General features: G+C 57.6%; 17 protein-coding genes. 10 read left to right on the top strand and 7 right to left on the bottom strand.

What is annotated here, in order from left to right:
• Positions 1-420: 420 nt before the first annotated feature.
• Positions 421-1,305 carry an alpha/beta fold hydrolase gene (locus BTW07_RS08225; RefSeq protein ID WP_075569668.1) on the top strand — a complete coding sequence of 295 codons (885 nt, stop codon included), beginning with the start codon at positions 421-423 and terminating at the stop codon, positions 1,303-1,305.
• Here the strand turns inward: BTW07_RS08225 and BTW07_RS08230 are convergent.
• On the bottom strand, positions 1,291-1,992 hold the full coding sequence (locus BTW07_RS08230) for a cation efflux transmembrane domain-containing protein (RefSeq protein ID WP_075569669.1): 702 nt from the start codon (positions 1,990-1,992) through the stop codon (positions 1,291-1,293). The two genes, BTW07_RS08225 and BTW07_RS08230, sit on opposite strands and share 15 nt — an antisense overlap.
• A 65-nt stretch (positions 1,993-2,057) precedes the next feature.
• Here BTW07_RS08230 and BTW07_RS08235 point away from each other — a divergent pair, with 65 nt between their 5' ends.
• From BTW07_RS08235 to BTW07_RS08240, 3 genes are all read left to right on the top strand, one after another.
• Positions 2,058-2,456 (top strand): MerR family transcriptional regulator, encoded by a 399-nt coding sequence (locus BTW07_RS08235; protein ID WP_075569755.1) that lies wholly within the window; start codon positions 2,058-2,060, stop codon positions 2,454-2,456.
• 490 nt (positions 2,457-2,946) lie between these two features.
• Complete coding sequence (locus BTW07_RS19625; RefSeq protein WP_144076868.1) at positions 2,947-3,573, top strand: HNH endonuclease; 627 nt, start codon at positions 2,947-2,949, stop codon at positions 3,571-3,573.
• A gap of 82 nt (positions 3,574-3,655) precedes the next feature.
• Positions 3,656-4,555, top strand: a complete 900-nt coding sequence (locus BTW07_RS08240) for a type I restriction enzyme HsdR N-terminal domain-containing protein (RefSeq protein WP_075569670.1) — start codon at positions 3,656-3,658, stop codon at positions 4,553-4,555.
• Between the two features lie 763 nt (positions 4,556-5,318).
• On the opposite strand, the gene BTW07_RS08245 is transcribed toward BTW07_RS08240, so the two are convergent.
• The 3 genes from BTW07_RS08245 to BTW07_RS08255 form a co-directional block, all read right to left on the bottom strand.
• Positions 5,319-6,266 (bottom strand): pirin family protein, encoded by a 948-nt coding sequence (locus BTW07_RS08245; protein WP_075569671.1) that lies wholly within the window; start codon positions 6,264-6,266, stop codon positions 5,319-5,321.
• Positions 6,267-6,340: 74 nt separating this feature from the next.
• A complete protein-coding gene (gene ycaC / locus BTW07_RS08250) occupies positions 6,341-6,964 on the bottom strand; it encodes an isochorismate family cysteine hydrolase YcaC (protein ID WP_075569672.1) in 624 nt (207 codons plus the stop codon).
• A gap of 108 nt (positions 6,965-7,072) precedes the next feature.
• Positions 7,073-7,954: a pirin family protein gene (locus tag BTW07_RS08255; RefSeq protein ID WP_075569673.1), complete on the bottom strand. Its 882-nt coding sequence runs from the start codon at positions 7,952-7,954 to the stop codon at positions 7,073-7,075.
• Between the two features lie 147 nt (positions 7,955-8,101).
• Between BTW07_RS08255 and BTW07_RS08260 the strand changes: the two genes are divergently transcribed.
• From BTW07_RS08260 to BTW07_RS08275, 4 genes are all read left to right on the top strand, one after another.
• Positions 8,102-9,034, top strand: coding sequence for a LysR substrate-binding domain-containing protein (locus BTW07_RS08260; RefSeq protein ID WP_075569674.1), 933 nt, complete (start codon positions 8,102-8,104; stop codon positions 9,032-9,034).
• 43 nt (positions 9,035-9,077) lie between these two features.
• Entirely contained in the window at positions 9,078-9,488 is a 411-nt protein-coding gene (locus BTW07_RS08265) for a polyketide cyclase (RefSeq protein ID WP_075569675.1), read from the top strand.
• 133 nt (positions 9,489-9,621) lie between these two features.
• Positions 9,622-9,891, top strand: a complete 270-nt coding sequence (locus BTW07_RS08270; protein ID WP_244158333.1) for a hypothetical protein — start codon at positions 9,622-9,624, stop codon at positions 9,889-9,891.
• A 353-nt stretch (positions 9,892-10,244) separates the two neighbouring features.
• The gene (locus BTW07_RS08275; protein ID WP_071229947.1) at positions 10,245-10,448 is read left to right on the top strand and encodes a cold-shock protein; all 204 of its coding nucleotides are present in this window, start codon (positions 10,245-10,247) and stop codon (positions 10,446-10,448) included.
• Between the two features lie 172 nt (positions 10,449-10,620).
• Here BTW07_RS08275 and BTW07_RS08280 read toward each other — a convergent pair whose 3' ends face one another.
• Entirely contained in the window at positions 10,621-10,884 is a 264-nt protein-coding gene (locus tag BTW07_RS08280; RefSeq protein WP_075569676.1) for a type B 50S ribosomal protein L31, read from the bottom strand.
• A 159-nt stretch (positions 10,885-11,043) separates the two neighbouring features.
• Between BTW07_RS08280 and BTW07_RS08285 the strand changes: the two genes are divergently transcribed.
• On the top strand, positions 11,044-11,349 hold the full coding sequence (locus BTW07_RS08285; RefSeq protein ID WP_075569677.1) for a hypothetical protein: 306 nt from the start codon (positions 11,044-11,046) through the stop codon (positions 11,347-11,349).
• A 12-nt stretch (positions 11,350-11,361) separates the two neighbouring features.
• On the opposite strand, the gene BTW07_RS08290 is transcribed toward BTW07_RS08285, so the two are convergent.
• Complete coding sequence (locus tag BTW07_RS08290) at positions 11,362-11,640, bottom strand: hypothetical protein (protein WP_075569678.1); 279 nt, start codon at positions 11,638-11,640, stop codon at positions 11,362-11,364.
• 235 nt (positions 11,641-11,875) lie between these two features.
• Here BTW07_RS08290 and BTW07_RS08295 point away from each other — a divergent pair, with 235 nt between their 5' ends.
• Positions 11,876-13,453 carry a BCCT family transporter gene (locus tag BTW07_RS08295; protein WP_075569679.1) on the top strand — a complete coding sequence of 526 codons (1,578 nt, stop codon included), beginning with the start codon at positions 11,876-11,878 and terminating at the stop codon, positions 13,451-13,453.
• 105 nt (positions 13,454-13,558) lie between these two features.
• Here BTW07_RS08295 and BTW07_RS08300 read toward each other — a convergent pair whose 3' ends face one another.
• Positions 13,559-14,032 carry an Hsp20 family protein gene (locus BTW07_RS08300; protein ID WP_075569680.1) on the bottom strand — a complete coding sequence of 158 codons (474 nt, stop codon included), beginning with the start codon at positions 14,030-14,032 and terminating at the stop codon, positions 13,559-13,561.
• Between the last annotated feature and the right edge of the window lie 202 nt (positions 14,033-14,234).

Here is a 14,234-nt window from a genome sequence, read left to right on the forward strand (position 1 = left end):
GGAACCTCAAAAATAGTGGGAACACCGGGAACAGTGGGAACACCGCGCTACAACCCGCATGGTTGAGCGGTTCCCTTGTTCCCAGTATGGAGTGTGTAAACGGGAACAAGTGGGTACAACAATGGGTACGGGTGTCGTCTGACACTGAGAGAGGGTGATTCTGTTCCCACTGTTCCCAAAACCGGGAACGGTGTACCCATCCTGTAACCTGCATGGTTGAGCCTTGTTCCCGGTGTTCCCACTGTTCCCACTAAAAAATCACGTGTGTAATAACGCATTGGGGAGATGAGAAACGTTATCGACTGTGATGTGATGCCGAATTGCATAATCATGCGGCTGAGCATTCGCCCCCTGGCGAGCGAATGGGGTTCGTCGCGTCTACTCTGAATCTATTCGAAGACGAGCACGGCAGGGGGAGCGATGTTCGAGGGATTTCAGCTGGAGACGGTGGAGCTGTCCGAGGCCACGTTGAGGGTGCGGCATGGCGGATCAGGGCCGCCGGTTTTGCTGTTGCATGGTCATCCCCGAACCCACATGACCTGGCATCGAGTCGCGCCGCTCCTCGCTGCTCACCACACCGTCGTCTGCCCTGACCTTAGAGGCTTCGGTGAGTCTTCCAAGCCTGCCGACACACCCGATCACTTCGGATCGTCCAAACGCGCCAAGGCGCGGGACTGTGTCGAGCTGATGCGGCACCTCGGCTTCGACCGTTTCTCCATAGTTGGCCACGACCGAGGCAGCTACACGGCCTTTCGCACGGCGATGGATTACCCCGAGGCTATCGAACAAGCCGTTATGCTCGACGGTGTGCCGGTTCTCGAGGCGCTGGAACGTTGCGATGCGCGTTTCGCTACCGAGTGGTGGCACTGGTTCTTCTTCGCGCAGCCGGAGAAGCCGGAGCGGGCCATCCTGGCCGATCCGGATGCCTGGTATGGCGGCGATCCCGAAGCGATGGGGGAGGCGTCGTTCGCTGACTTCAAGAGAGCCATTCACGATCCGGCTACCGTCCACGGGATGATCGAGGATTACCGCGCCGGCCTGAGCGTGGATCACCTACACGACCGCGAAGACCGCAAGCAAGGTAGGCGGGTCGACTGCCCGGCCATGGTGCTGTGGTCGCTACGTGATGACCTGGAACGGCTCTATGGGGACGTGTTGGCGGTATGGCGACCCTGGACGACGTCGGTAGTGGGGCATGGGCTCGACTGCGGCCACCATATGGCTGAGGAAGCGCCGGAGGCGTTGGCCAGTGCGCTCCTCGACTTCTTGCGTGGGGATATCGATTCCGCGTCATTCACAACATGACGAACGGGACTTGCAGCAGGTCTCGTCATCCGACCTGTCAGGGGGAATCGAAGGCTCACTTGCCTTGTCTCGATCCGTGCTTCGCCACGCCACCATTGCTTCGGTCGAGACCTGCCAAGCCGAATGCAGGAAGAGCGCCGCGATGGCCAGACCGACCACCACATCGGGCCAGACCGTACCGGTCACGCCAACGGCTATTGCAGCTAGCACTACGCTGGTATTCGCGATGAGATCATTGCGCGAACAGAGCCAGGTCGAACGCATGTTGAGATCCGCCGAGCGATAGCGCAGCAGCATGATGAAACAGACCGTGTTGGCGGCCAGCGCCAGCATACCCATGATCCCCATCGCGCCGGCCTCGGGCACGCTGCCGACCACGCTCTTGTGGATCGCCTCGGCAATGACCGCTAGACCGAATACGAACATGAACAGGCTCTTGATCAGCGCTGCGCCGGCTCGCGTTCGATCACTTCGGTTCAGCGCGTATAGCGTCAGCACGTAGACGGTGGCGTCGCCGAACATATCGAGCGAGTCCGCCAGTAGCGCCGTCGATCCGATCAGCCAACCCGCCACGAACTCGATCACGAACATCGAGCCGTTGATACCGAGTACCCAATACAGCATCTTGGCCTGCGCGCCCCGTAATTGCGCCAGCTCGCCAGCCTTGTTCTCGCAGCAGGAATCCATGCCAGTGCCTCCTCGAATGATTGGCTGATAGCATGAAGGTTCTAGCCGCTATAGGGTCAAGCATCATGGAGTCCCGGATAACCATCGGTCAGCTTGCCAAGGCCACCGACACCAAGGCGGTGACCATCCGTTATTACGAAAGCGCGGGGCTACTCTCGCCGGTGACCAGAACGGAGGGTGGCTATCGCCTCTACACGGATCGTGAGCGGGATCGCCTGATCTTTATCAAGCGCGCGCGTCACTTGGGCCTGAGCCTGGAGGACGTCAAATCTTTGCTTGGGCTCGCCGATGACGAAAACGCACCGTGCCGAAAGGTCGATTCGATCATCCACGAGCAACTGGAGCGGGTCAGGTCGAGGCTGAAGGACCTACGGCAACTGGAACGGGAGCTCGACCGGCTCGAGCAATGCTGCCAGGCGGACACGGTGGCCGACTGCAAAATCATCGAGTCGCTCTCGCGGTGACAGCAGCGAGTCGGTGGCCACGTCACTGTGGCCACCATCCGGCGCTTATCTCGCCGCAACCTGCCGGCGCGCTGTCGACTCCCCGCCCCGCCTGCGCGCTAAATGGGTCGGTTTTGTTGCAGCGTTGCAGAGGGCGCCAAGCCGCGCCAGCGCTGGGGCGAAGAGGCGATTTGGCTTCATGAAAAACGATGCGGAATGATGCGTTTTGCAGACTATCCGACGAAAGGCGGGAGGCGGTGGATAGAGAAGCGAAACAGAATGTGGCAGATTGATATGGAAGGTATCTCTAAGAGGTTCGAGAGGCCCGCCGTGTTCCGCGTCAAGGCATATATGTAGCAAAGAAAGGAAGTTAGTCGTCATTGTTATGTAGCAATATGTATCAGGGCCTAAGCTAAACTTGATCGTTGAGTTTTTATAAAAATACTAAACGCGCAAGCTAGTTTAAGTGGAAAGGCAAGCCTGCCGCCCGATACCTATCAAGGGGTAAAGGATGAGTACGCAGATATGCGCAATATGCGGAGAACGTGATGGAGTTACTAGAGACCATGTGCCACCAAAGGCAATTTTTCCTAAACCTCGTCCAGAAAATTTGGTCACTGTACCTGCATGCCTAGAGTGCAATAATGGAGCGTCAGATGACGATGACCTGTTCAAAGTTTTTTTGAGCATGCAGGCGGCTAGTAACAGTGAAATAGCTCGGAGGCTGTTTCAAGAAAAGACGGCCAGAACATTAGAAAGAAATCAGGTTTTGCTTTCCGCAATTATGGAAGAAAGTAGAGAAGTGCAGGTCGTGATTAATCAAGGGTGGGTGGAAACAAGAACAGGTGTACTTTGGAATTCTAAAGCACATGACGCTGTTATCGAGAGAACGATGCGAGGACTATATTTTCACCATTCTGGATCACATGTACCAAAGGGTTCGAATCTGTCCGTACAGTGGTTGAGGGGCATTCCTGAAGAAATAGAAGTCAACCTAGATTCTTTTAATACGGTTGTGATTGGTGACGATCAAGTGACCTATAAATACATGATAAATGAAGATGATTCCAGATATTCGCTATGGTTGTTTGATTTTTATGGGGCTCATTGGGCAAGTGGACACACTTCACCATCATGACCTAATTAAGGCGCGAATCGGGCGTGGCTTTGGCATGCGCGGCTAATACAACGTTAGGTTCTAAAATTTACGAGTAAATTTCATGTTCGAAGATTTTGACTTTTCTGCTTTAGACTCCGGTGAATTCAAGGAAGATTCAGTCCGAGAAGAGATTATTGCCCCCATTCTGAAGAAGCTTGGCTTTATGGCATATGGGGGTAATAGGATTCAACGCAGTAAAAATTTGATCCATCCGTATGTAATGATAGGATCTAAGAAGCACAAAATTCATATTGTTCCCGATTATACCCTTTACGTAGATGATGAGCCAGTCGCCGTAATTGAAGCTAAAGGGCCAGCGCAGCCTATACTTTTATCTGAGCATGTTGAGCAAACTTACAGCTACGCTATTCATCCAGATGTCAGAGTTGATTACTATGGTTTGTGCAATGGTAGGGAGTGGATTCTCTATGATGTTGCCCGCTGGGAGCCGGTGTTGAGAATATCTGTACCTGATATTGACAAGCAATGGGGCATCTTTGAGCAAAAAATGCTTCCCAAGTTTTTGAAAAATCCACAGCTTCAGGGGTTCATGCCTGACTTGGGACTGGCTATGAAAAAGATGGGTCTTCTAGCTGGAGTTCAGCATTTTCCGTTGCATAACCTTCAAGTGCTCATGAAAGCAGATGATAATCTTTACGTAGCCAATGCGACAACTGCTATCGGTGAAACGGAATACTTTGTTACTTTCGATTTTAGCGAAGAAAAATGCCAGAAGTTGGTATCTATGCTTCCCGAGGAAGTAGCAGAGGCTATACGTTCAGCTTTAAGAAGAGCACCGTTTCAAGCAATTTTGGACGGCAGGGTTATCGCATCTGTGACTGGTGCTTTCGGTGAGGTCACACCTGGGGCGTATGAAGAGTTCATTCCACTTGTGGTGAGCGATATTATGTCCGCTAAATATGACCCAAGCGTTGAGATGCGCCCATATGAGCCATCGTAAGTTTATGATGACGTGGCCTAATGCGGTGTTCCATTCGACCAGAAATCGCTGTGCGCTTTTAGTCGACGGGGCGCTAACGGCCGTAACTATTCTCACCGAATCAGTATCTAAATAGGGGGGGTGTAAGCTTGCTTGATTGCTTAGAAAATAGATAGATGATAATGACGCAGAGATTCTAGATTGTCGGCGCAACATAGTTTCGCTGATAATTATGCAGTCATAGGTATCCCCTATCCAGCCGCAAATAGATATAGGAGTTGTTATCTAGTCGAAAATATAACTTTGATAACTGTATTCGTCATTTGATCAAGAGTGTTCAATTTTTACTGTTCAATATTCAGGTCATGCTCATGAGTTCGAGGAGTGCCTCGGGGTTGTCCAAACGTCTTAACCGACGATGACCTCATGAAACACAATCAAAAGGCGGAAATTACCGTGAAAGCTATAAGAAGAAGCATTTGCATATGGTCACACTAGTGAAACGTTTTCCGAGATAGAAAATCGATGCAAGCATAGCGACGGTCACCACATTGCGTTTCAGGCTCTATTTTACCGAACGCGCGTACTGCGAGCGTTACACCAGCACTGACTCGACGTCCATTTATGGCCGTAAGCCGCCTTGAGGCAAACTGTCGTATAGGGGCAGGTATGATCCTTCGAATGCACCCCATGGCATATCCAGTGGTATACATTTTCGTTACGTTGTTTATTAACCTTTTGTTAAACATATGCTTAGGACATTTTTATAGTCCTGCTTCGGTCCTCAATCACCCACCTTCCAAGGAATCGGCGGCGGCATAATTCTCTTGCCATCAAACCCCGGCACGTCGCCGAAGCGTTCGCTGCCTGCTTCCCAGGCTTTCTGAGCCTCGGCGATCTCGGCTTTGCTGTGACCGACGAAGTTCCACCAGATAAAGATGTCTTCGTTCAGCGGTTCGCCGCCGAGCAGCAGAATGCGAGTATCGCGTTCCAACGTGAGCGTGATTTCGTCGAGCCCGCTGCCGAGATAGGCCATTTCGTCTGCTTCGAAGTGGTCGCGTTCGATGGTCAGGCGGCCTTCCAGCACGAGAACGCCATATTCGAAGTCTGAACGTAACGGAAACTGGCAGCGTGCGGTACCGGTGCTGACGATATCCAGCCCGACCAGCGGTGAGAATGCGAGCGTGGGTGCCTGGTGGCCGCCGAATTCGCCGATCAACAGGGTGATGTCGACGTCCTGTTCGGACCAGCGCGGCAGATCGGGGTAGTGGTCGAAGCGTGGCTGAGTATGGCGTTCGGCGTGGGGCAGGGCGATCCACAGTTGGGCGGCGTGGAGTTGGCCGGATTCGGGCACCGATTCTTCGGTGTGGGCGATCCCACGGCCTGCGGTCATCAGGTTGAGTTCGCCGGGGCGGATGCGCTGTGCGCTGCCGAGGCTGTCACGATGCATGACTTCGCCGGCCAGCATCCAGGTGAAAGTCTGCAGACCGATATGCGGGTGAGGGCCGACACGCATGCCGCCTGCGTCGCTGGTGAAGGTGGCCGGGCCAGCGTGATCGAGAAAACACCAGGCGCCGACGAGCCGGCGGCCTCTTTGAGGCAGGAGGCGATTGACCGGAATGCCGCCGACATCCGCCGTGCGGGCATTGAGGTGCTGGATCAGGCGTTGGCCGCCTTCGACGGGGCACTCTCGGGAATCGTAGAGGCGAGAATGATGCTCTGTATTGCTCATGTGCGGCCTCCTGAGCGAGACGAGGGCTGCCGCACCGAGCGGATCGGTGGCGGCAGCGCTGATGCGTTTATCGTTTAGCTTTTCAGCGTCGCGTCGCGGCTCTGAATCAGGTTCGAGTAGTGGGGCAGGTGTCGGGTGAGAATACCGCCAAAGCCTTCGATGTCGTTACGCCAGTCGCGATGCAGTTCGCCAGCGACCGAGAACCAGTTCATCAACTGGACACCGGCCTGAGACATGCGGCTCCATGCGGCGTCGCGCACGGTCGTATTGAAGGTGCCCGAAGCATCGGTGACCACGAAGACGTCGTAGCCCGCTTCACGCGCGGCCAGTGCCGGGAAGGCGACGCAGACATCGGTCACCACGCCGGCGATCAGCAACTGTTTCTTGCCGGTGTCCTTGATCGCCTGAACGAAGTCTTCGTTATCCCAGGCGTTGATCTGGCCGGGGCGGGCGATGTAGGGCGCGTCGGGGAATTTCTCTTTCAGTTCCGGCACCAGCGGGCCGTTGGGGCCGTCCTCGAAGCTGGTGGTGAGAATCGTCGGCAGGTTGAAGAACTCGGCGATGTCGGCAAGCGCCATCACGTTGTTCTTGAACTCGTCGGGGCCGAAGTCGCGAACCAGCGTTAGCAGGCCGGCCTGATGATCGATCATCAGCACGGCGACGTCGTTCTTGTCGAGTCTCTGGTAGGAATAGGCCATCACGCATCTCCTTCTATCTTGGGAAAGAGCGGAATACCAGGCTCGGTATTCCGCTGGGCATCAAGCGATACTGGCAAGTCCAGATCGTCCCGGCATCGCTCGAACCCTTCACGACACCGTGTCGACTTGTTCTGCTTGAAACTGCCCGGCCTGGAATCGGCGCATCGAATCTTCGATCTCTTCGCTAGAGTTCATGACGAACGGCCCGTACCCGACGACAGGCTCATCGATGGGCTCGCCGGTCAGCACCAGCAGCTTGGCTGCGTTATTGGCTTCGATCAGGATCTCGCGGCCCGCTCGCTCAAACAGGGCAAGCTCGGCATCCCGGGCGATCTCGGTGCCGTTGAGCTGCACGGTGCCGCTGAGCACGACGATCATCGTGGTGTGGTCTTCCGGCACGCCGAGCGTGGTAGAGCCGCCCTGGTTCAGACGCAGATCCCACACGTTTATCGGGCTGAAGGTCTGTGCCGGGCCGCTCGCGCCGGCGTATTCCCCGGCGATCACCGCGAGTTGACCGGCGCCTTCGGCCAGTTCTACGCGCGGTATCTCCGCGGCCTTGAGCGACTGATAGCCAGGGGGAACCGATTTGTTCGTGGCCGCCAGATTCACCCACAGCTGGACGACCTCGAAACGCCCGCCGCGCTCGGTGAAGGCCGGGGAGTGAAACTCCTCATGGACGATGCCGTTGCCGGCCGTCATCCACTGCACGTCTCCCGGGCCGATGATGCCGCCGCTGCCGGTGGAATCCCGATGCTCGACTTCGCCTTCATAGACGATGGTCACGGTCTCGAAGCCGCGATGCGGATGCGCGCCGACGCCGCGTGGCTTGGTCGCCGGGGTGAAGTCCTTCGGCCCGGCGTAGTCGAGCATCAGAAACGGCGTGACGTGATGCGCGCCCATGCGGTCGTAGGTGAACAGGGAGCGCACGGGGAAGCCGTTGCCGACCCAGTGGGCGCGAGGCGCGGAGTAGATACCCGTGATGTTTTTCATTCTGCCCTCCCGCCGATCGCTCGGCTTTGATTGATGAATGGAGCTTATTGACAGGACGAAGGGGCGATAAGATGGCAATAGATCAACGCTGCGTCTTATATATAGAACGATCTCATTCAGGAGCGATCGTGTTCAGGGAGCGTGGACATGCAGGATCTCAACGACCTCTACTACTTCGTCCAGGTGGTCGAACACGGTGGCTTCGCCCCGGCGAGCCGGGCGATCGGGGTGCCGAAGTCCAAGCTGAGCCGGCGCGTGGCCGAACTCGAAACCCGTATCGGCGTACGCTTGATTCATCGCAGTACGCGTAGTCTCGCCGTTACCGATCTGGGGCGTGCCTATTACGATCACTGTGCGGCCATGGTGGTGGAGGCCGAGGCGGCACAGGAGACGATCGACCGTTCGATCGCCGAGCCCCAGGGCCTGGTGCGCGTTAGCTGCCCGCCGGGCTTGCTGTGCTTCATCGTCGGGGACCTGCTCACCCAGTTCATGGCGATGCATCCGCAGGTTCGAATCGAACTGGAGGCGAGCGGTCGGCGGGTCGATGTGGTGCGTGAAGGGTTCGACCTGGCCATTCGGGTGAGATTTCCGCCGATCGAGGACAGCGACCTCAGCCAGCGCCTGCTGTCGCGCAGCCCGCAGCGTCTGATGGCGTCACCGGCGCTGTTCGAGCGTTTCTCCCAACCGAGCGTGCCGGGGGATCTCAACGGCTTGCCGTCGCTCGATTGGGAACGGCCGGGCGCGAGTCATACTTGGTGTCTGGAGGGGCCGGATGAGGTGAGTACGCGTATCGATCACCGGCCACGACTGGTTACCGATGATCTGGTGACGTTGCGACGCGCGGCGCTGGCGGGGCTCGGGATCGTGCAACTGCCGATGCTGGTGGCCGGGCCCGATATCGCCAAGGGCCGGCTCGTCGATGTGCTGCCGGACTGGGCGCCACGCGACGGCGTGGTGCAGGCGGTATTCCCCTCGCGACGCGGCTTGTTGCCGGCGGTACGCTCGCTGATCGATTTTCTGGCCGACAACTTTGGGCAGGAGGATTTCATGACGGATGTCGGCTCGGCGCATCAAGAGTGACGGTAAGTAGGCTAGGGGAAAATCAGAAACGAGAGGTGAACGCATGCACGACGCCATCACGATCAGCCTCACTGTCGAGTGCCCGTGGCAGTCTGTCTATGAAGCCTTCTGGCGGCCGGAGGCCTTTCCTCTATGGGCTTCCGGGCTCAGCCAACCCCGGCTCAGCCAACAGGGCGAGCGTTGGCTGGCGAAGGGGCCAGAAGGATCCGTCCTGATTCGTTTTACGGGCCACAATCCTTACGGCGTCATGGATCATTGGGTCGAGCTGGCGTCGGGCGAGGTGGTCTACGTGCCGTTGCGGATCATCGCCAACGATGGCGGGGCGGAAGTTCAGCTGACCCTCTTCCGACGACCCGGCATGGACGAGGCAGCATTCGAGCGGGATACCGATTGGGTTCGCCAGGATCTGCTTGCGCTTAAAACGCTCTCCGAAACATCGATCTCGTCAGGCTAGCGTTGGCGGGGGCTCGGCAAGGGCAGGATTGCCAGCTCCTGGGACGCGGCACACACTTTCTATTCCTATCTATCTGACCGCGCGAGCTCACTTCCAGGCGATCAATATCTCCTTCACCTTATCGAGCCTGATCATGGCGCTGGGCCTGGCGAAGCTTGGCCTGATGACGGTCGAATCGATCTGGATGTCGCTGGCGGGGTTGGTCCCGGTTTACGTCGGCACTCGGCTTGGCGGCATCGTGCGCCAGCGAATGGATGCCGAGACCCTCCGCAAGATAGTGCTGCTGATGCTGATCGTTTTCGGTGTGGTGCTGGTCGGCAAAACCGCACTGGCCTGGTTTGGGCACCGCATCCGGTGGCTGAAAGGCGGATATCGCCCAAGGCGAGCGTCGTTGCGGGCATAGCGCCAGGCGGGCCCAGCGCGGTGCGCGACCTCCCAAGCTATCGATCGCGCCTGGCAGGGCGGGGGATATCGGCATGCGGGCTGCGAAACCAGGGAAGAGAGGCTATGATCTCTGTGTGGGCAAAATCCGGTCTGCCGATCGGATGGAAAGTTTTTAGCTTTCCGATGAACACGGGGGTTGACTCACTGCCGGTGAGAGAGCAAACTGAATGCCTAGTTGGTTAGCAAGTCGCATATTGTCAGTTGCACTCGAATCATTCGGTAGCCTGGTTATATCCCCTTGTTTTACCCACTATATCGGGTAGCACCCGGCAATCGTAATTAAGCGTTAAGCGCATTAAAGGAATTCGTAACATGGCAACTGGCACAGTTAAGTGGTTCAACGACACTAAAGGCTTTGGCTTCATTTCTCCGGCAGACGGTGGCGACGACCTGTTCGCACACTTCTCCGAGATCCAAGCCGACGGCTTCAAGTCTCTGCAGGACGGTCAGGAAGTTTCTTTCGACGTCACTCAGGGCAAAAAAGGTCTTCAGGCTGCTAACATCAAGCCGCTCTAAGACTTTCGGTAGATCCTTCGCCCCAGGGCGATAGAGATTCCAGCACCAAGGCCCGCTAACGCGGGCCTTGGTGTTTTTGCGCGTCAATAAATAAGTTCCAAACGAAACGCGCCGGCATCGATGATGCCGGCGCGTTGTCGTGGGTTTCGCTCTCGCTTTCGTGAATCCCGCTTCAGCTGTTGCGGCGCGCTGCGATACTGCCGAAACGACGCTTGAACTGTGCGGCACGGCCTTCGGTGCCGACTTCGCGCTGCTTGCCGGTGTAGAACGGGTGCGACGCCGAGGAAATGTCCAGTTGAACGAGAGGGTAGGTGTTGCCGTCTTCCCACTCGATGGTTTCATCCGACGTCATGGTCGAGCCGATCTTGAAATACTCGTTGACGCTGGTGTCGTGGAAGATGACCTGACGATAGGCGGGGTGGATGCCTTCTTTCATGGGGAAGCTCCTTTTGGTTAATTTTGTTATGTTATTACATAATTGACGGTTGGCGCAATCCGCCAGATCTTATCTGCCGAACGCGACCTTGCCCCTGTGCGAAGAGATTCGGCATCCGTTATCATCGCGTATCCTCTTTCTGCCAGATAACGATTCTACATGCACAACCTCTACATTCCCGTCGTCGCCATTCTGGTGGCTTTCGCCATCATCTTCGGCGGGCAGGCCGTCTTGGACAGCCAGGTCGATGATGACATCGAGTCGTTGATTCTGCGGCAACTCGATGTCGAGGGCGACATCGAGTTGCAGGCAACCAAAGAAGTTCAGAAAGGCTACGGTGTGTGCGGGCTGTATCAGGTCGTCGGTCAGGACCAAGGCGCGCTGCCTTTCTACTATAGCAAGGTCAACGAGCGCGTAACGCTGGACGCCGAATCCGAGCGATATCGGCGTCACTGCGATAGCTGAGCGGGAGCTTGGTCAAATCTGTCGGAATCGGTCGATGCGCTCGCGAATGGCGTTTTCGGGGCCGATGAGGCTCTGCAGATCCGATTCGGTCAGGCCGATGTTCTCATGACCGCGTACGATCGATGTGTAGTTTTCCCCTTCCCGGATCGCTTCCTCGACCAGCAGCGAAAGCTCCTTGCGATCATGAAGCGAGGCTGGATCGTAGCTCTGGCGCGAACGCTGAAACTGGTTGGCCTGCTCTCTGCGACAACGTTGCAGCAAACTGTCGGTGATGAACGGTGTGCTTTTCATGGGCCGTATTCCTCCATCGGCGAAATCCCTCTTGAGAGTAGAGCCGATACGAAGGCGGCCACCATTGGCATTTCGGTGTAGATCGTATGATTTACCGGCCGATCGGATCATGGATCACCACGGGGCCGCGTTGCCAGCGTCAGTTTTCCTCTCCGTAGCGCGATAATGAATTTGCGATCTACGACTAAGGTCGGTAGTGTGGCGCGCTTCATGCCTAAAGAACCCTCTCCCTGATATGACCTCCGACACCAACGTGCCATCGACGCAGGGTGGCCGCTTTGGCGATCCCGTCGTACTTGTCTTGACCATCGGTTTCATCCTGATCTTTCTGGCGGCCTCGGCGATGGCGCCGGATACCGTTGCGCAGGTGATCGATGTCGGTTTTACCTGGTCCGCCAAAACCTTCGGCAGCCTCTTTCAGCTGCTGATGCTGCTGACGTTCTTCATCGCGATCGGCGTTGCGGTGTCGCCGGCCGGGCGCGCGCGCATCGGATCTCAGGATCGGCCCGACATGAGCACCTTCCGCTGGGTGTCGATCATCCTGTGTACGTTACTGGCGGGTGGTGGCGTGTTCTTCGCCGCCGGCGAGCCGATCTATCATTTCGTGGTCACGCCGCCGGCCTTCGACTCCCAGCCCGGTAGCGCCGAGGCCGTGCCGAACGCGCTGGCACAGGCCTTCTTCCACTGGGGCTTTACCGGCTGGGCGATCCTCGGCACGCTGCCGGTCGCGATCCTGTCGCATCAGCATTATCAGCGCGGTATGCCGCTGCAACCGCGAACGCTGTTGGCGCCGGTACTGGGAGATCGCCTGGTGCGCGGTTTCCTCGGCGGTGTGGTGGATGCCATCTGCGCGATCGCCGTCACCGCAGGTACGGTCGGCCCGTTGGGCTTTCTGGCGACTCAGGTCAGCTTCGGCCTGCACGATCTGTTCGGCTTCCCGCGGGGCTATGAAGTGCAGCTGGGAATTCTCGCCGCACTCGGGGCGATCTATGTGACGTCCGCGGTGACCGGTATCGATCGCGGCATTCAGGTACTGAGTCGTCTGAACGTCATTCTGGCGATGATCATCGGTGGCATCATTCTGCTGTTCGGGCCGACGCAGTTTCTGGTCGACAGCTGGTTCCAGGGCTTCGGCACCTACCTCGGGAATTTCTTCGAGATGTCGACGATGACCACGGTGACGGCGGCGCCAAGCTGGATGAAGTGGTGGACGGTGTTCTTCTTTGCCTGGTTCGTGGGTTTCGCCCCACCGATGGCGATCTTCGTCACCAGGATCTCGCGCGGGCGGACGGTACGCGAGATGATCATCGCCACGGCAGTGCTGGCGCCGATCGTCACCACGGTCTGGTTCACCTTGCTTGGCGGTTCGGGCATCTTCTATGAACTGCAAGGCGTGATCGATCTCAGTCAGCCGTTGCAGAACTTCCAGTTCGACGTGGCCACGTTGACCGTGGCGCAGGCGTTGCCCGGCGGTGTCTGGATGGCACTGGCGGTACTGGTGCTGACGACCGTGTTCGTCGCCACGACCGGCGACTCGATGAGCTACGCCGTGGCCGTGGTGTGTGCCGGTAACGATAATCCGGGGTCGGCACTGCGGGCCTTCTGGGGCGTCATCTTTGCGTTGATGGCGGCGATCCTGCTGGGTATGGGTGAAGGTCAGGTCAGCGTGCTGCAACAGTTCCTGGTGATCCCGGCCGTGCCGGTCGCGCTGGTGCTGATCCCGACCCTGTGGCACGGGCCCAGGGCGGCCTACGCGATGGCGAGAGCGCAGGGCGTGCTGGACGATTCGAGCACGGTCCAGACACCGCGCTGACCCTCCAGGCTTCCCTGGAAAGACGACACCCCCGACGGATCTCTCCGTCGGGGGTGTCGTCGTCTGGTCAGCCGCCATCGGCTCGACGGCTGGCCGTCACGCGCTTCAGGCAGTGACTGTCTCTGCGCTCGATTGCGTCTCGGTCAGGCGGCGCTGGCTACCGTTGATCGGAATCTGGCGCGGACGCTGCTCTTCCGGTATCACGCGGAGCAGATCGACGATCAGCAAGCCGTTCTCCAGCCGGGCGCCCTGGACTTCGATGTTCTCATCGAGCCGGAACGACAGCTTGAAGGCGCGCTGGGCGATACCCTGGTGCAGATACTGCACGCTGTCGTCGTCCTGACGTTCGCCCTTGCCGGCGGTGATGGTCAGCACGCGTTTCTCGACATTGACGTCGAGCTCCTGCTCGGCGAATCCCGCCGTGGCCACGGCGATACGGTAGTCGTTGTCGCCATGTTTCTCGACGTTGTAGGGCGGGTAGCTGGGCACGTCGTTCTGCAGCGAGGATTCGAACAGGTCGTTGAGACGGTCGAAGCCCACAGAGCGACGGAACAGCGGGGAGAGTGACAATGTGTTCATAGGTAACCTCCTGATTGACAGCGAAGTCAGGAAATACGCTAGACACGCCTGCGCGGGCAGAGCTGTATTTCCGTGGTCATGCAGACCCGCTTGGCGGCATCTGCCGTCGAGGGAGGCGATGCACCGAGGCGCCATCGCTGTGAGTCCATCTCGACGTTATGTTAAATAGGGTCGCCGAATCCGTTTTCAAGCGATCGAAATG

It is taken from the genome of Salinicola socius (assembly GCF_001937195.1).
Lineage (GTDB): Bacteria > Pseudomonadota > Gammaproteobacteria > Pseudomonadales > Halomonadaceae > Salinicola > Salinicola socius.